This is a genomic window from Actinomadura sp. 1N219, from assembly GCF_044326405.1.
Lineage (GTDB): Bacteria > Actinomycetota > Actinomycetes > Streptosporangiales > Streptosporangiaceae > Spirillospora.
Genome location: NZ_JBIRAY010000001.1, coordinates 1,688,962 through 1,705,396, shown reverse-complemented (window position 1 = coordinate 1,705,396; position 16,435 = coordinate 1,688,962). Strand labels below are relative to the sequence as shown.

General features: G+C 73.8%; 16 protein-coding genes. 7 read left to right on the top strand and 9 right to left on the bottom strand.

Features of this window, described 5'->3' with window-relative positions; genetic code table 11:
• Positions 1-63 precede the first annotated feature (63 nt).
• Positions 64-3,459 carry an AAA family ATPase gene (locus ACH35V_RS07940; RefSeq protein ID WP_395970949.1) on the bottom strand — a complete coding sequence of 1,132 codons (3,396 nt, stop codon included), beginning with the start codon at positions 3,457-3,459 and terminating at the stop codon, positions 64-66.
• Between the two features lie 299 nt (positions 3,460-3,758).
• Between ACH35V_RS07940 and ACH35V_RS07935 the strand changes: the two genes are divergently transcribed.
• Together ACH35V_RS07935 and ACH35V_RS07930 are read left to right on the top strand one after the other, a co-directional pair.
• Positions 3,759-4,343 carry an RNA polymerase sigma factor gene (locus tag ACH35V_RS07935; protein ID WP_395970948.1) on the top strand — a complete coding sequence of 195 codons (585 nt, stop codon included), beginning with the start codon at positions 3,759-3,761 and terminating at the stop codon, positions 4,341-4,343.
• Positions 4,340-5,200 (top strand): hypothetical protein, encoded by an 861-nt coding sequence (locus ACH35V_RS07930; RefSeq protein WP_395970947.1) that lies wholly within the window; start codon positions 4,340-4,342, stop codon positions 5,198-5,200. Before ACH35V_RS07935 ends, ACH35V_RS07930 begins: the two co-directional genes overlap by 4 nt.
• A gap of 9 nt (positions 5,201-5,209) precedes the next feature.
• On the opposite strand, the gene ACH35V_RS07925 is transcribed toward ACH35V_RS07930, so the two are convergent.
• Positions 5,210-5,863, bottom strand: a complete 654-nt coding sequence (locus ACH35V_RS07925; protein ID WP_395970946.1) for a DsbA family oxidoreductase — start codon at positions 5,861-5,863, stop codon at positions 5,210-5,212.
• A 63-nt stretch (positions 5,864-5,926) separates the two neighbouring features.
• Here ACH35V_RS07925 and ACH35V_RS07920 point away from each other — a divergent pair, with 63 nt between their 5' ends.
• On the top strand, positions 5,927-6,304 hold the full coding sequence (locus ACH35V_RS07920) for a winged helix-turn-helix transcriptional regulator (RefSeq protein WP_395970945.1): 378 nt from the start codon (positions 5,927-5,929) through the stop codon (positions 6,302-6,304).
• Between the two features lie 6 nt (positions 6,305-6,310).
• Here the strand turns inward: ACH35V_RS07920 and ACH35V_RS07915 are convergent, their stop codons facing one another.
• On the bottom strand, positions 6,311-6,856 hold the full coding sequence (locus tag ACH35V_RS07915) for an NADAR family protein (protein WP_395970944.1): 546 nt from the start codon (positions 6,854-6,856) through the stop codon (positions 6,311-6,313).
• Positions 6,857-7,050: 194 nt separating this feature from the next.
• Between ACH35V_RS07915 and ACH35V_RS07910 the strand changes: the two genes are divergently transcribed.
• Positions 7,051-7,173 (top strand): hypothetical protein, encoded by a 123-nt coding sequence (locus tag ACH35V_RS07910; protein ID WP_395970943.1) that lies wholly within the window; start codon positions 7,051-7,053, stop codon positions 7,171-7,173.
• Between the two features lie 58 nt (positions 7,174-7,231).
• Here the strand turns inward: ACH35V_RS07910 and ACH35V_RS07905 are convergent, their stop codons facing one another.
• Positions 7,232-8,290, bottom strand: a complete 1,059-nt coding sequence (locus tag ACH35V_RS07905) for a LacI family DNA-binding transcriptional regulator (RefSeq protein WP_395970942.1) — start codon at positions 8,288-8,290, stop codon at positions 7,232-7,234.
• Between the two features lie 164 nt (positions 8,291-8,454).
• On the opposite strand from ACH35V_RS07905, the gene ACH35V_RS07900 reads away from it, so the two are divergent.
• Positions 8,455-8,832 (top strand): nucleotidyltransferase domain-containing protein, encoded by a 378-nt coding sequence (locus ACH35V_RS07900; protein ID WP_395970941.1) that lies wholly within the window; start codon positions 8,455-8,457, stop codon positions 8,830-8,832.
• A gap of 10 nt (positions 8,833-8,842) precedes the next feature.
• Positions 8,843-8,968, top strand: a complete 126-nt coding sequence (locus ACH35V_RS07895) for a hypothetical protein (RefSeq protein ID WP_395970940.1) — start codon at positions 8,843-8,845, stop codon at positions 8,966-8,968.
• Here the strand turns inward: ACH35V_RS07895 and ACH35V_RS07890 are convergent.
• Positions 8,965-9,900, bottom strand: a complete 936-nt coding sequence (locus ACH35V_RS07890) for a hypothetical protein (protein ID WP_395970939.1) — start codon at positions 9,898-9,900, stop codon at positions 8,965-8,967. The genes ACH35V_RS07895 and ACH35V_RS07890 overlap by 4 nt on opposite strands.
• Positions 9,901-10,006: 106 nt before the next feature.
• On the opposite strand from ACH35V_RS07890, the gene ACH35V_RS07885 reads away from it, so the two are divergent.
• Positions 10,007-11,452, top strand: coding sequence for a hypothetical protein (locus ACH35V_RS07885; RefSeq protein ID WP_395970938.1), 1,446 nt, complete (start codon positions 10,007-10,009; stop codon positions 11,450-11,452).
• 4 nt (positions 11,453-11,456) lie between these two features.
• On the opposite strand, the gene galT is transcribed toward ACH35V_RS07885, so the two are convergent.
• Genes galT through ACH35V_RS07865 form a run of 4 tightly spaced genes read right to left on the bottom strand, consistent with a single transcriptional unit; the run spans position 11,457 to position 16,309 of the window.
• Positions 11,457-12,512, bottom strand: a complete 1,056-nt coding sequence (gene galT / locus ACH35V_RS07880) for a galactose-1-phosphate uridylyltransferase (RefSeq protein ID WP_395970937.1) — start codon at positions 12,510-12,512, stop codon at positions 11,457-11,459.
• 55 nt (positions 12,513-12,567) lie between these two features.
• A complete protein-coding gene (locus ACH35V_RS07875; protein ID WP_395970936.1) occupies positions 12,568-13,293 on the bottom strand; it encodes a GTP-binding protein in 726 nt (241 codons plus the stop codon).
• A complete protein-coding gene (locus ACH35V_RS07870; RefSeq protein WP_131965546.1) occupies positions 13,274-13,651 on the bottom strand; it encodes a DUF742 domain-containing protein in 378 nt (125 codons plus the stop codon). Before ACH35V_RS07870 ends, ACH35V_RS07875 begins: the two co-directional genes overlap by 20 nt.
• Before the next feature lie 6 nt (positions 13,652-13,657).
• Positions 13,658-16,309 (bottom strand): nitrate- and nitrite sensing domain-containing protein, encoded by a 2,652-nt coding sequence (locus tag ACH35V_RS07865; protein ID WP_395970935.1) that lies wholly within the window; start codon positions 16,307-16,309, stop codon positions 13,658-13,660.
• Positions 16,310-16,435: the final 126 nt, after the last annotated feature.

Below are 16,435 nucleotides of genomic sequence, written 5' to 3'. Positions count from 1 at the left end.
CGCTGAACAACGCCCGCTCAGGCGGCTGAACAACGCCCGCTCGGGCCGGTGAACAACGCCCGCTCAGGCCGGTGAGCGGTCGCCCTCCGGCGCGGTCCGGGGGGCGGGGATCATCAGGGTGTGGCGCTCGTCCTGCGTGAGCCGCCGGAACACGCGGCTGCGCGCCCGCGCGACGAGCGCCTCCCCGTCCGTCACGGCCTCCCACACCCGCACCGTCCGGTCGGACGACGCGGTCGCGACCCGTGTCCCGTCCGGCGACCAGGTCACGTCCCACACCTCGTCGGCGTGGACGCCCGCGACGCACAGCTCCCGTCCGGCCAGGGGGTCCCAGAGGCGCACGGTCCGGTCCGTGGACGCCGTCGCCAGGGTGCGGCCGTCCGGCGACCACGCCATCGACCACACCCAGCCCTCATGCCCGGACAGCAGCGCTGCCTCGACTCCCTGCGCGACGTCCCAGATCTGCACGTCCCGGTCCCTGGACAGGGCCGCGATGTGCCCGCCGTCCGGCGACCACGCCATCGCCCGCACCGCGCTCTGCGGCACGGTCAGCAGCATGACCTGCAGACCGGTGCGGCTCTCCCAGATCCGGACCGTCCCGTCGTGGGACGCGGCCGCGACCCGTTCCCCGTCCGGCGACCACGCGACGGCCCGCACGGTGTCCTCGTGCCCGCGCAGGACGAGCGGCTCGGCGTCGCCGCGCCACTCGTGGATCCGGACGGTGCGGTCGTCGGACGCGGTCGCGAGCCGGTCGCCGCCGGGCGACCACGCGACGGCCCGCACCCAGTCGCCGTGATCGTCCAGCACGGCCTCCTCGGCGCCGTCCGCGGCGCGCCAGATCCGCGCGGTGCGGTCCCGGGACGCGGTGGCCACATGCTCCCCGTCCGGCGACCAGGCCACGTCCCAGACCTCGTCGGCGTGCCCGCGCAGCACCAGCGACCCGCCGTCGACCCAGATCCGCGCCGTGCCGTCGTAGGACGCGGAGGCGAGCCGGTCGCCGGCGGACCAGCCGACCGCCGCGACCGCGCCGGCGTGCCCGCGCAGCACGGTGATCTCGGCGGCGCGGTCGGTGTCCCAGAACCGGACGGTCCGGTCGTCGGCGGCGCTGGCCAGCCGCGTGCCGTCCGGCGAGAACGCCACCCCGCGGACGTTCTCGCCGTGCCCGCGGAGCACCGCCAGCTCGACGCAGTCCCGGCCCGACCAGAGCCGGATCGTCCGGTCGTGGGACGCGGTGACCAGGCGATCGCCGTCCGGCGACCAGGCGACGGACCACACCAGGTCGGCGTGCCCGCGCAGCGTCGTGTGCGACGTGCCCGCCGCGGCGTCCCACACGCGCGCCGTCCGGTCGTAGGAGCAGCTCGCCACGCGGGCGCCGTCCGGCGACCACGCGACCATCCGGACGGTGTCCTCATGCCCGCGCCAGACCGCCAGTTCGCCGCCGGCCGCCGCGTCCCAGATCCGGATCGTCCGATCGTCGGAGGCGCTGGCGAGCCGGGCGCCGTCGGGCGACCACGCCACGTCCCTGACCCATCCCTCGTGGCCGCTCAGCGTCGACACGGTCGTCCCGTCCGCCGCGTCCCAGATCCTGATGTCGCCGTCGCGGGACGCGGACGCGACGCGGGAGCCGTCCGGCGACCAGGCCGCCGCCCACACCATGTCGCCGTGCCCGCGCAGCACGGCCGCGCGGGTGCGGGACGCGACGTCCCAGATCCGCACCGTGCCGTCATAGGACGCGGACGCCAGCCGCGCGCCGTCCGGCGACCACGCCGCCGACGCGACCGTGCCCTCGTGGCCCCGCAGGACGGCGACCTCCGCGCCGGACGCGGCGTCCCAGACCCGGACGGTCCGGTCCGACGACGCGGTAGCCAGCAGGGAACCGTCGGGCGACCAGGCCGCCGACCAGACCCTGTCGTCGTGGCCGCGCAGGACGCCGCGCATCCGGGAGACCGCGAACCCGGCCGACAGCGCCCGCCGCGCCAGCGGGGTCGGCGCGCACTCCTCGTGCGCGGCCAGGGCGAGCAGCAGGCTGTGCTCCGGGTCGGTCTGGAAGGCGGTGAGCGCCTGCCGGGCGATCGAGTCGGCGAGCCGCCGCATCGCGACGCCGTCCGAGCGGTGCGAGATCTCGACGAACTCGGCGGCGAGCGGCTCGATCGTCGCCAGGCCGTCCGCCTCGGCGATCCACTTGCGGGCCCCGGCCAGCCGGTCGCCGCGCAGCAGGTACGCCTCCTGGCGGTCGTAGCGGTCCCACTCCGCGGCCCACTGCTCCAGGTCGGCGATGCGGCGCAGCACCTCGGCGTGCAGCGCGATCGTCTGCCGCAGCGGAGCCCACGCCGAGAACAGCGCCTCGTGCGACACCTCGAACACCGCGTCCTCGCCGTCCCGGCCGCTGGTGCACAGGCGCTCCCGGACGAACGCGTCCACGACCAGGCGTCCCGGCTCGTCCAGCTCGCTGCCCGGCACGCGCCGCCGCGTGGGCCGCCCGTCGGTGAACTTGACGAACTTCAGCAGGGTCTGCAGGACGGGCGGCGCCGGTTCCATCGCCTCCAGCTCCGCCATCAGCCGGTCGGCGCGCCGGGTCAGGGCCCCGTCGACGCCGCCGGTCCTGCGGTAGTCCTCCAGGGTGATCGTGCCGTTCCGGCCGACGTGCAGGTACAGCTCGTGCAGCAGGTAGGCGAGCAGCGGCAGGGCCGTCCCGTCGCCGGTGTCGTCGGCCATCTGCGCGACCAGCTCAGGCGGCTCGAACGTGACGCCGACCCGCTCGGCCGGCTCCCGGATCACCGTCCGCAGCGCGGCCCGGTCGAGCGCCGTGACCGTGAACGGATGCCGGAACAGGTCGGCGTGCTCGCCGCTCAGGAACGCGGTCAGGAACTCCGCGCGGAAGATGAACACGACCCACAGCTTGGGGTCGCCGTCGATCGCGTTTTTGAGCATGCCCAGGAACGCGTCGCGGTCGTCGTCGCCGCCCAGCGTCAGGAGTTCCTCGGCCTGGTCGACGACGACCAGCACCGCGCGATTCCGCCGCCCCTTGCGCAGGGCGTCCAGGCTCCTTCCGAGCCCGTCCCGGCCGTCCCGCCGCAGATCCGCCTCGATGCCGGCGGCGTCCACGCCCCGTGCGTCGGCGAGGCTGTAGGACAGCGACCGGAACGGGTCGTCCTCCGGCGTCATCGACGGCACGATGACCCACCGCCGCTGCTGCGCCATCCTCGGCAGGAGCCCGGCGTGCAGCAGCGACGACTTCCCCACCCCGGACGGCCCGGTGACCGCGATCGACCGCCGCTCGCCGCGCAGCCGCTCCATCAGCTCCTGGATCTCGCCGTCCCGGCCGAAGAAGACCGCGTCGTCGTCCTCGGTGAACGCGTCCAGCCCGGGATACGGCGACCGGTCGCCCTTCCACACCGGCCGCGCCAGGTTCCGCCGCTCCTGCCCCTTCTCCCACGCCAGGACGAGCGGAATCAGCAGCATGCACAGCACGATGACCGGAAGCGCCCACTGTTGCACTACATGCGTGGTTTGTGGAGAAACCTGCAATGCCAGGCCCAGCAACGCCACCAGCAGAATCATCAGGTACCCGGGAAAGACGGGACCCTGCCGCCGCCGCATGCACACCCTCCGAACGCCGCCCGCCAACCCCCGCCCATGCTACGTCCGCATCGCTCCGCGAGTTGATCAGAGCCCGCGCGAAATGCTGGGCGGTGTCCGGACATGTGACGTGTGTCCGGTCAATTCAGTGCGCCCAGCGGCGTGCGCCGAGAGGAGGGGCATTGCCATCCCCTTTGGAGGATTCCCACCCGCCCGACGACAGGCGGCGACGTTTCGAGGACGTCTACACGGCGAACCGCGCCGCCATCCTCGGATACGCGCTGCGCCGCACCGCCGACCCGCAGGACGCGGCGGACGTCCTGGCGGAGACGTTCCTGACGGCCTGGCGGCGGCTGGACGACGTCCCGTCCGGCGCTCAAACGCGGCTGTGGCTGTACGGGGTGGCCCGCCGGATCCTGGCGAACCACCACCGCGGTGAGCGCCGCCGCTCCGCGCTCGCCGCCGACCTCGGCTCGCGGCTCCGCACCGACCTCGCCGACCCGACCGGCCCGGCCGGCCCGGAAAGCGATCTCGCGGACGTCGCCGCCGCGTTCCGGAGCCTGCCGGAGCCCGACCGGGAGCTGCTGTCCCTGGTCGGCTGGGAGGGCCTCGACCACGGCGAGATCGCCACCGTCCTCGGCTGCTCCCGCAACGCGGTCCGGATCCGCCTGCACCGCGCCCGCCGCCGGCTCGCCCGCGCGCTGGAGCGCACGGAAACGGACGCCCGTCCCCTGCCCGCCACCGTCCCGAACGGAGAACGCGCATGAACCGCGACATCGACACCCTGATCGGCAGGCTCGCCCCAATCACCGACGAGCGGGCCGCGCAACTGATGTCCGAGGAGACGGCCGCCGGTCTGGCCGACCGCATCACGGCCACCGTCCCCGCCCCGGCCGCGCCGCGCAGGCGGCGTCCGGCGCTCGTGACCGTCGGCATCCCGCTGGCGACCGCCGCGGCGGCGTGCGCGGCCGTCACGGTCGTGGTCACGCAGGACGATCCGGCGAAGCCGGCCCCCCAGGTCAGGCTGGCCGCCGCCCTCGCCTTCACGGCCGGCGGCGACTACATCGACGTCCGGGTCCGCGACCCCCTGGCCGACCCGGAACGGTACCGGGCCGAGTTCAAGGCCCGCGGCCTCGACGTCAGGCTGTCGCTGGTGCCGTCCTCGCCCTCCATCGTCGGCACCGTGGTGATGGAGGGCACGAGCGAGGGCACCGGCGAGGACGACGTCACGGCCATCACCGCCAAGGGCGAGTGCGAGACCGGCGGCGGAGGCGACCAGTGCCCCGTCGGCGTCCGGATCCGCACCGACTACAAGGGCAGCGCTGAAATCGTCTTCGGACGCGCGGCGCGTCCCGGCGAGCAGTACGACAGCACCGCGCCGGTGACGGCCCCGGGCGAGGTGATGCACGGGATGACGTTCCGGAACCACCGCGTCGGCGAGGTGCTGGCCGCCCTCCGGAAGCGGAACGTCACCGTCCCCGAGTACCGCGCCATGGACGGAAACGAGAGCAGGGACCTGCGCCCCGGCCAGGTGCCGCCCACCTGGTTCGTCCATGACGCCACCCCGTGGGCCGAGAACCAGGTCCTCCTGTTCGTCGGCCCCGCCCCGGAGGCCAAAGGCTAGGACCCCGGGTCATGAGTCCTGGGAAGCCGACGCCGCCTCGTCCAGAAGCCTCATGAAGACCTCGACGGGCTGAGCGCCCGACACCGCGTACCGGCCGGCGAAGACGAACGTAGGCACGCCCGACACACCGAGGCGATGCCCCAGGTCTTCGTCGGCCCGGACGGTGTCGGCGAAGTCCGTCCCGCGCAGCATCTTCTCCGTGCCGCGCGGGTCGAGCCCGGCCTCCGCGCCGATGCGGACGAGCGTGTCGATGTCGGACACCACCGCCCCCTCGGCCGTGTAAGCCCGCATCAGCCGCTCGCGCACCTCTTCGCCGGCCCCGGCCTGATCGCCGTACTGCATGAGGCGGTGGGCGTCGAAGCTGTTCACCGGCCTGGCCCGGTCGAGCCGGTAGTCCAGGCCGGCCTCCGCGGCCAGCCCGCTGACCATCGCGATCCGCTGCGCGGCCTGCTCGACGTCACCGCCCAGATCACGGCTGATGCGCTCCGGCAGGGTCAGCTCGGCCTCCCGGCTTCCGGACGGATCCAGCTCGAAACTGCGCCACCGAACCCGCACGGAGTCGCGGTGCCCGAACCCGTCCAGCGCCGTCTCGAACCGGCGCTTACCGATGTAACACCAAGGGCAGACGACGTCCGACCACACGTCCACGGTCACCGAATCCATGAAGCCCACGATACGGAAGCAGCTAACCTTTAGAAAGTACGCACCTGAAGGTAAGCTCCTGTCATGACGTCACGACCCGCCGATCCCGCCGCCGAGGTCCTCACCGGCGACTGCCCCGCCCGCGAGGTCCTCGACCACATCACCAGCCGGTGGGGAGTCCTCGTCCTGGTCGCGCTGAAGGACGGTCCGCTCCGCTTCCATCAGCTCCGCGACGGCGTCGGCGGGATCAGCGAGAAAATGCTCTCGCAGACCCTGCGCGTGCTCCGCAGGGACGGGCTGCTCGACCGTTCCGTCGAACCCACGACGCCGCCCAGCGTCTCGTACACCCTGACCCCGCTCGGCCGCGAGGGCGTCCTCCCCCTTTGCGGCCTGATCGAGTGGATCGCCCGCCGCGCGGACGACGTCCTTGCCGCTCAGGCCCACCACGACGCCACCCGCTAGGCGCCGTCATCCCTCGGTGCCGGTGTAAGCGCCGAGGGAGTCGCGGGCGGTCATTAGGGCGAAGCCGAGGAGGTTTTGGCCTTTCCAGGCTGAGGGGTTTTCGGCGTTTGGGTCGTCGGCGGCCATGCCAATGCCCCAGACGCGGTCTCGGGGGCTCGCCTCCACGAGGATGCGGTTGCGGGTGCCGAGGAGATAGTCGAGGAGTTCGTTGTTCTGGGCGAACTTGGCCTCATTGCCTTTGGCGACAATGGCGAAACGGTTGTCCTGCCAGATCTGCTCGTCGAAGTCGCGGACGCGGCGGCCGAGGTCTTTCGCGCGGCGCGGGTGGGACGCGGCGACGATGGCGTCCGCTGATTTCTCGTCCCCGAACAGGCGGGCCTTTTCGGCCATCATGTAGTGCTCGGCAGTGGCGTAGACGGTGCCGTCCACGGTGAAAGGGGACGGCCACCATTGGCTGAGGTAGCCGGGGCCGGGGGTGCTGTGTCCCCAGAAGAACAGGAACTTCAGGCGGGTGCCCTCGTTCTGGAGGCGGATCAGGTCGGCGACGTCCATGGGGAGAGGGTGTCAGGGACGTGCGACAGTCCGCGAGCGGGTTTCGGACGGGAATGGGCGATCGGGCAGCGGTGTTGGGGGAAGTGTCGCGGGCCTGGTGAAGCGCGCGGTCTAGACCATTTTGCGGAACCGGGCCGGTCATCGGGAACATTTCCCTTGTTTCGGCCGACCCGAAGAGGAGGACAGCGGTAACGATGAGCAATCCCTTGGCGAACCCTCGTCGCACCAAGGTCGTCGAGTGGCCCGAGCGGCTGCCGGAGGACGCGGAGTCCGAGCGTCCCGCGGAGTCGGAGGCGAACGAGGACGCCACGCGTTGACGGCCTCCCCGGCCGATAGATCAGGACCCGTCCGGAATCTCCGGGCGGGTTCTCTGCTTCACCCGCCCGACGGCGGCGCGGTGCTGGCGCGCAGGACGACCTCGCCGGAGACGCGTTCGACGCGGCTGCGGCGGGACGCGGGCTCGCGGAGCGCCAGGCCCATGACGCGTTCGCCCATCGCGTCCATCGGCAGCGCGACGGTGGTGAGGGCCGGGGTCAGGTCGCGGACGATCGGGATGTCGTCGAATCCGGCGAGCGAGATGTCGCCGGGCACCGACACGCCGTTGTCGCGGAACGCGGCCAGGGCGCCGATCGCCATCAGGTCGCTGACGGCGAACACGCAGGTCGGGCGGTCCGCGCGGCGGAGCAGCTCGACCGCGGCCGCGTAGCCGCCGGCGCGGGTGAAGGCCGCCTCGACGATGTGCTCGGGCCCGGCGCGGGCGCCTGCGCCGGCGAGCGCGCCGGTGAAGCCGCCCAGCCGGTCGGTGACGGTGGTGAGGACGCGCGGGCCTGCCAGCACGCCGAAGCGGCGGTGGCCGAGGTCGAGCAGGGCGCGGGCGAGGGCGGCGGCGCCCTCCCGGTTCTGCGGCAGGACGGCGTCGGCCTTGAGGCCGCGGTGCCGGCTGAGGACGGCGACGCGGCCGCCCGTGCGCTGGTACGGGTCCAGCTCGGCGGCCATCGAGCGCTCCCAGTCGTGGTCCTCGAAGCCGGAGCCGATGAGCAGGATCGCGCGGGCCCGCTGGGCGCGCAGCATCGCGACGTACGCGACCTCGCGGGCCGGGTCGTGGAACGTGCTGGCGAGCATCACGAGCATGCCGTGCTCGGCGGCGGTGCGCATCACGCCGTGGGCGATGGCGGCGAAGTACGGGTCGCTGACGTCGTGGCAGACCAGCCCGACGGACTTGCTGGACGAGCTCGCGAGCGCCTGCGCGTGCGCGTTCGGGGTGTAGCTCAGGTCGGCCGCGGCGGCGAGCACGCGCTCCCGGAGGTCGGCGCGGACCTGCGCCGTCCCGTTGAGGACGCGCGACGCGGTGGCGAGCGAAACGCCGGCCTCCCGCGCCACGTCTTGCAGGGTCACGTACGCCCGTCCACCGGCCCCGGGCCCCTGCGCCGTCATCGCCGCCCCTCCTCACCGCGCCCTGTGACGCCCCTCACGGTACCTCGGAAAGCGCTTTCCAATTCGCGGTTCCGCCAGGACGAGACGCGCCGTTTCCGCTGAATCGATGAGGCGATGACACGGGCGCGTTGATAGCGTCCGGCATGGCGGCGAAGGGGCTGGCGGTGACGCAGATCGACGGCATTGTGCGGCTGATCCGCGGCGTTTTCGAGGCCGACGCCGTGGGCGCTTATCCGCATGGCTCGGCCGTGCTCGGCGAGCTGGGACCGCACAGCGACCTGGACGTCCTCGTGGTGGTGGAACATTCGATGACGGCCGAGGCGCGGCGGGTTCTGAGCGATGGGCTGCTCGCGGTTTCCCGCTATCCGGCCGAGGGCGCGACGCGTCCCGTGGAGCTGACCGTCGTCGTCCAGTCGGCCGTCCGGCCGTGGCGTTACCCGCCGGACTGCGAATTCCAGTACGGGGAATGGCTGCGCGCCGAATTCGAGCGCGGCGAGATTCCGCCGCCGGGCCCGAGCCCGGACCGGCCTGCTGCCCGCTGAGCACCGTCCGGTGCTGGCCCGAGCCAGGTCGATCTACCTCGGTGACCGCGACGATCAGTGGGACGACCTCCGGGACCGGCTTCGCCCCTACGCGGACCACGTCGTCGGCGTCATCGAGGGCCTGCTCGCCGCCTAGGGGCGCAGGGGGGTCGCGTGGAGGCCCTCGTCGGTGGCGGTCAGGAGGGTGCCGTCCGGGGTGAGGGCCAGGTCGTTGACGGGGGCCGGGACCTTGACGCAGTGGGACGGGGCGATGGGCATCCCGTTCCCGGTCAGCGCCGCGTCCCAGGCCAGGACGGTGCAGGGGTCGCCCTCAAGGCCGGCGGCGACCAGCAGACGGCCGGTGCCGCCGGTGCCGGACGTCGCCACCCGGTCGCATGGGGCGGGGGCCGTGAGGACGGCGAGCCTGTCGCCGTCCAGGCCCCGGACGTGCAGGGCGCTCTCCACCGGCTGGACCAGGACCAGGCCGTGCGGCGACGGCGGCGGCGCCGCACGGGTGGACGGGACGGCCGCGACGTCCTCGCCGCGTTCGACGTCCACGACGACGGCGTCCGAGGCGCCGCCGGTCAGGGCGATGAGCGGGCCGGTCGCCGGGGTGGCGTGCAGGGCCGTGCGGTCGATGGCCGTGCGGTGGCCGAGCCACAGCGCGAACTCGGCCAGGCGCTCGCCGGTCAGCGCGTCCCAGACGACGACCTCGGCGTCGTTCGCGGGACCGAAGACCGCGACGACGGCGCCGCGGCCGCCGTGGACGGCCAGGGCGAGCAGGTCGGGCTGGCCGTCCAGGACGAGCTCGCGGCCCGTGCGGACGTCCTGGACGTGGACGCGGTCGCGGTGCGTCCACGCGACGGTCGGCGATCCGGTGGGGAGGCCGAACGTCCACTCGGCGCGTTCGGCGGGGAAGTCGGGGACCGGCGGGCCGAGGACCGCGCGCGTCGCCAGGTCCCAGGCCTGGCCGGTGTTCGCGCCGTGAGCCGTCCGGGACGTGAACACCAGCGGCGGGCCTTGCGCGGTGGCGGCGACGCCGTCGAACGACCCGTCCGCCAGCGGGGTCGCCTGCACGCTTTCCGGCATGCGAGGGAGGGTAGGGCACCGGCCTCAGATCGTTCCACGAAGTGGCGAAACAATGCCTATCCGGCGAGCCGCCGGGATTCGCCGGGTTGGGCTAGGTTCGTTCGTCGTGGAACCGGTTGATCTCACGCCCGTCGAGCGGCGCGTCTGGCGGGCGTTCCCCACCGGGGCATCGGTCGACCTCCGGGACGGCGCCGACGACGATCCGGAGAACGGAGCCGCCTGGGGGCCCGCGCGCACGGTGCGCGCCGAGGTGCTGCGCAAGCTGCTGCTGAGACCGCTGGTGGACGGCGACGTCGCGGCGCTGCGGCTCACCGGCGCGCGCATCGTCGGCGTGCTCAGCGCGCCCTACGTGACGGTCGAGCATCCCGTGCGGCTGACCGCGTGCCACTTCGAGGAGCCGCCCATACTCTTCGGGGCGCGCCTCCGGCGGCTGAACCTGTCCGAGTCCTACCTGCCGGGCCTGGACGCGGGCGGCCTGCGGGTGGAGACGACGCTGCGCCTCACCGACTGCCGGATCCTCGGAGAGGTCCGGCTCATCGGTGCGCGGTTGTCCGACGCTCTCTTCCTTGAGCGGGCGCGCATCGGGCGGGAGGACGCGCCGGGCGAGGAGGTCCTGCAGCTCAGCCATTCCGCCATCGAACGCGACCTCGTCGGCGACGGGCTGGTGGTGCACGGGGAGGTCCGGCTGGACGGGGCGACGGTCTCCGGCAGGGTGAAGCTGGTCGGCGCCGTGGTCGCCAACCCCGGCGGGCTGTCCCTGTGCGCCGACAACCTCACCGCCGGAACGGACGTGATCGCCACCCGGGCCCGGTTCGACGGGGAGGTCAACCTGCGCGGCGCGACGATCCCGGGGCTGCTCGTCTTCACGGAGGCGCGGCTGTCGTCGCTGCGCGCGACCAGCGCCACGATCGGGGAGGTGTGGCTGCGGGAGGGCAGGGTCGACGGCGAGGCCAACCTGCTCCGCGGCACCTTCGGGCTGCTGCACGTCCCGCCGGGCGCGCTGGGCGGCACGGTGTGGCTGGACGGGCTGACGTACGGCGCGCTCGCCCCGCGCCTCCCCGCGAAGGTGCGCATCGCGATGCTGGAGCAGGACGCGGAGGGGTACGTCCCGCACGCCTACGAGCAGCTCGCCGCCGCGTACCGGCAGGCCGGGGACGACCGGGCGGCGCGGAACGTGCAGCTCGCCAAGCAGCGCAGGCTCCGCCGGACGCGTCCCTGGTACGCGCGGCTTTGGGGATACCTGCAAGACGTCACGGTCGGGTACGGGTTCCGTCCGGTGTGGGCGGCGGCCTGGCTGGGCGGGCTGCTGGCCGCCGGGGCGGCGGCGTTCGGGGCGCGTCCGCCCGAGCCGCTGAAGGCCGACGAGCATCCGCCGTTCAACGCGCTGTTCTACACGCTCGACCTGATGCTGCCGATCATCGACTTCGGGCAGGAGAAGGCGTTCAAGCCGTCCGGCGGGTACCAGTGGCTCGCGTACGGGCTGGTCATCGGCGGCTGGGTGCTCGCGACGACGATCGCGGCCGGGGTCAGCCGGACGATCAGCCGCCAATGACGCATCAGCCGCCGGTGATATCCCGGAGGCGGGCGGCGGCGTCCTCGGGCGGGACGTCGTTGATCCAGGCGGCCATGCCCGACTCGGACCCGGCCAGGTACTTGATCTTGCCGGGCGCGCGGCGGACGGAGAACAGCTCGAGGTGCAGGCGGACGAGGTCGCGTCCCTCGCCTGCCGGCGCCTGGTGCCAGCCCGCCACATACGGAAGCGGCGTGTCGTAGAGGGCGTCGCAGCGGCGGAGGAGGTCGCGGTACAGGACGGCCAGCTCGTCGCGTTCGGCGGAGCGCAGGGCGGCCAGGTCGGGGACGTGGCGGTGCGGCATCAGGTGCACCTCGACCGGCCATCGGGCGGCGGCGGGGACGTACGCCGTCCAGTGCTCGCCGGACAGGACGACGCGGGCCCCTGCCCGCTCGGCCGTCAGCACGTCGCCGAACAGGCCGGGACGGGCGGCGGCCTGCGCGAGCATCCGTCCGGTGCGGGGCGTGACGAACGGGTAGGCGTAGATCTGCCCGTGCGGATGGTGCAGGGTCACGCCGATCTCGACGCCTCGGTTCTCGAAGACGAAGACCTGCTCGACGTCCGGGAGCGCCGAAAGTTCGGCGGTGCGGTCGGCCCAGGCGTCGACGACCGTCCGGACGCGGGACACCGGCAGGCGCGACATGGACGTGGCGTGCTCGTCGGTGAAGCACACGACCTCGCAGCGTCCGGTGCCACGGGAACGCTCCACCCCGTCGACCGGGGACGAGATGGGCGGCGGCGTCCGGACGTCGAAGGACGGGAACCGGTTCTCGAAAACCACGACGTCATAGGACGGATCAGGGACCTCCGACGCCGGGCCGCCCGGACACAGCGGGCACTGGTCGGCGGGCGGCAGGAACGTCCGGGTGTTGCGGTGCGCCGTGATCGTGACGTGGTCGCCGGTCAGCGGGTCGCGGCGGACCTCGCACACCGGCTCGACCGGCGGGAGGCCGCGCGGGTCGGCGGCGGGCGCCCGGCCCGGGGCCTCGTCGTAGTAGACGATCTCGCGGCCGTCCGAGAGCCGCGCGCGTGTCCGATGCATGTCCCGGCAGCGTACCGGCGGGCCACGAGCCCGAGCCGCCCGCCCGCGGGCCCGCCTAAAGGGCGGGCGCGCTCGACCGGCGCCGCGCCCGGTGGACGGCCAGGATGTGCTTCATCAGCGTCGTCAGGACCTCTTTCCCGGACGCGCGGTCGCGCGCGTCGCAGAGGATGACCGGCGGCCCCTCGCCGAGGTCGAGCGCCTCCCGGATCTCGTCGGCGGTGTAGTCGTAGCCGTCGTCGAAGCGGTTCACGCCGACGACGAACGGGAGGCCGCGGTTCTCGAAGTAGTCGACGGCGGCGAAGGAGTCGGTGAGGCGGCGCGTGTCGGCGAGGACGACGGCGCCGAGCGCGCCGTAGGACAGCTCGTCCCACATGAACCAGAAGCGGTCCTGGCCCGGCGTGCCGAACAGGTACAGGACGAGCCCGGCGCGGATCGTGATGCGGCCGAAGTCCATCGCGACCGTGGTGGTGGTCTTCCGCTCGACGCCGCCGGTGTCGTCGACGCCGAGGCCCCGGTCGGTGAGCAGCTCCTCGGTCTGCAGGGGGCGGATCTCGCTGACGGCGCCGACCAGCGTCGTCTTGCCGACGCCGAATCCCCCGGCGACCAGGAGCTTCACCGCGACCGGAGCCGGGGCCGACGCCGCCGGAACCGGCGCCGACTCGGCCGAGGACGCGGGCGCGTTCGAATCCGAGGGCGGGTCCGAGGACGGGGACGAGGCCGAGGGCGAGGCCGCCGCGGCCTGGACGACCGATCCTGCGCCGTCAGAGCGCTTGGAGGCCATCGAGCACCTCCTTCAACAGGCGTTCCTTGGAGAGCGCGCTCTCCGGTGGGGGGCGGGTTGCGGTGATGAGCCGGTGGTGCAGCAGGTCCCCGAGCAGGACGCGCACGACGACGAGGGGCAGCCCCATCCGGGCGGCGATCTCGGCGACCGGCTGCGGCTGCAGGCACATCTCCAGGATGTCGAGATGCTCCGGCCCGATGCCGGGCGAGCCCGACCGGGGCCGCGCCGCCGTCGAGATGATCGTGATCATGTCGAAGGGCTCCGCGGTCGCGGGCCTGGCCCGGCCGCGCGTCAGGGCGTAGGACCGGACGATCGGCCCCGCCTCCTCATCGAGCCATTCGGCGCCAGGACCGGTCATGGTCCGTCACATGTCCTCGTTGTCCAGGATCTCGGCGCGGCCGCGCCTGGTGCCCTGCTGGATGGACGACATCATCCACCGCAGCTCCTCGGGCGTCCGGCGGGGGCGCGCCCCCTCGGATCCCGGATCGGCGCCGGGCTCGGGCTCGGCGTCCGGCACGGGGGCGGAGAGGGGGACGGACCCGGCGAGGGGCGCCTCGCGCAGCTGGGCGGCCATGTTCTCCTGCCGGACGCGTTTCGGCAGCGGCGGCCGTTCGGCGCCGCCTCCCCCGGCGGGACGGCGCCGGACCTCGCGCGGCGATCGCGGGATCCCGGGCGGCCGCTCCCACGCAGGCGCCGGCTCGGGCTCGGGCTCCGGCTCGGGCTCCGCGACCGCCGCCGTGGCGGACGGCGGCTCACCCCATGCCGACGGCGCCGGCGTCCGCCGCGCGAGCGGGGGCGGTCCCTGCATCGGCTCCTCGAACACGGGAAGAGGGCCGGTCTTGGCATCGGAGTCGGAAGGCGCGGACCCGCCGAGCGGACCACCAAGCGGATCACCGAGCGGGTCGCTCAGCCGGCCGCCCATGGGATCGCCGGCGTCCGGCGGGGCCTGGTGGCGTCCTGGCGGGAGCTGCAGGACGGATCCGCCCTGGTCGAACGCCGACTGCCCGCCGAGGACCGTCCCGGCGGAGACGAGCGCGTCCTCCCCGCGGCCGGTGGTGAGCGCGGGCGCGCCGCCCGGCTCGGCGTCGGCGCCGTCCCGGACGACGAGGTCCTCGGGCAGCAGCACGATCGCGGTCATCCCGCCGTACGGGGACGTCCGCAACGTGACCCTGATGCGGTGCCGCCGCGCGAGCCGTCCGACGACGAACAGGCCGAGCTGCGCGCTGTCGGACAGGTCGAACTCGGCGGCGTTGGCGAGCCGCTCGTTGGCGGCGGCGAGCCCGGCCGCGTCCATGCTGAGGCCGCGGTCCTCGACCTCCAGCGTGAAGCCGTGCGCGACGGGCTGCCCCTGCACCTGGACGGTCGTGTGCGGCGGCGAGAACACGGTGGCGTTCTCGATCAGCTCGGCGAGCAGGTGGATGACGTCGGCGACGGCCGGGCCGACGATCGCGGCGCGGCTCATCGGCGCGACGTTGACCCGGGTGTAGTCCTCGACCTCGGACGCGGCGGCGCGCGCGACGTCCACGATCGCGACGGGGCTGCGCCAGCCGCGGCCTGGCACCTGGCCGGACAGGATGATCAGACCCTCGGCGTGCCGGCGCATGCGGGTGGCGAGGTGGTCGACGCGGAACAGGTCCTCCAGGTCGTCGGGCGTCTCGATGCGGCGCTCCATCGCGTCCAGCAGTTTGAGCTGGCGGTGCAGCAGCGTCTGGCTGCGGCGGGCGAGGTTGACGAACACGTCGCTGACGTTGCGGCGGAGCGTGGCCTCCTCGACGGCGCTCTGGATCGCCGTCCGCCTGGCCGCGTTGAACGCCTCGCCGACCTGGTCGATCTCGCGGGTGCCGAACCCGAGCGGCGGGGCCTCGGCGGCGACGTCGACCTCGTCGCCGCGGCGCAGCCGCCGGATCACCCCGGGCAGCCGGACGTCGGCGAGGTCGAGCGCCTCGCGGCGCAGCCCGGCCAGCTCGCGGATGATGGACCGGGCGACCCACACCGCGAGGACGAGCGAGGCCGCGACGGCGACGAGCCCGAGCGCGCCCGCGAGGACGACCCGGGTGATGATGGCGCCGGAGATCGGCTCGGCGCGCTTCTCCGCGCCCGCCGACACCGCCAGTTCGAGGCCGCGCAGCCGGGTCAGGTTGGAGTCGGCGGTGGTCTTCCACAGCACGCCGGTGCCGCCCGCGGCGTTGATCAGCCGCGGGGACGCGACGAAGCGGTCCTCCAGCGTGCGGAGCCTGCCGTACTCGGGCATCGACACGACGCGCTTGTAGTAGGCCTGGTCGGCGGCCCGCAGCTCGGACGCGGCGAACCCGTAGAGGGCGCGCTGCGTCCCGACGAGCTTGATGAACTGGGCGTGCTCGGCGGGCGTGACGCGTCCGGCGGCGAGCGCGCCGGCGAGGAGCGCGTCCTCCTGCGCGAGGATCTCGCGGGCGCGGGCCAGCGCCGTCTCGTTGCGGGCGTCCCTGGCGATCTCGGAGTTGTCGAGGGTGGCGAGCGAGCCCTGGAGCGAGCCGACGTCGCCGAGGAGGGCCGTGTAGTCGGCGAAGGCGCGCGTCCGGTCGGTCCTGCCGGCGTCGATGGCGCGGCGGCGGGCGTCCAGGCCGTCCAGCTCACGGAGGATCTTGTCGGCGAGGCGGCGGGTGTCGGCGGACGCGGCGTCGCGGGCGCCCCGGTCGGTCACGAGCCGGCGGAACAGGGCGGCCTGCCGGTCGGTGACCAGCCGGCCCGACTCCATCGACGCCCGGTCGCCGTCCGCCCGGCCGCCGAGGTAGACCATCGACAGCCGCCGCTCGGCCTGCAGCGCGCTGCCGAGCGCGCCGGACGGGTACCCGTAGTGGTCCTGGACGGTCTCGACGTGCCGGAGGTTGAGGCCCTCGCCGAGCGCGATGCTCGCGGCGAACGCCCACAGCCCGCCGAGCGAGACCACCGACACGGTCACCATCAGGACGACCTTGAAGCGGATGGAGCGGAATCGCGCCGCCTTGAGGACGCGCCGCCGGCCGGCGGCTGAGTCCACGGTGCGGCCTCGATTTGGCACTTCGGCTGAACCTTCACTCGGACGGACGACGGTGACGGAGAACGACGGCGGGGAACGGGCGGAGAACGGACGCGGAAAACGGGGCGGATGGCGGTCACGGACGGC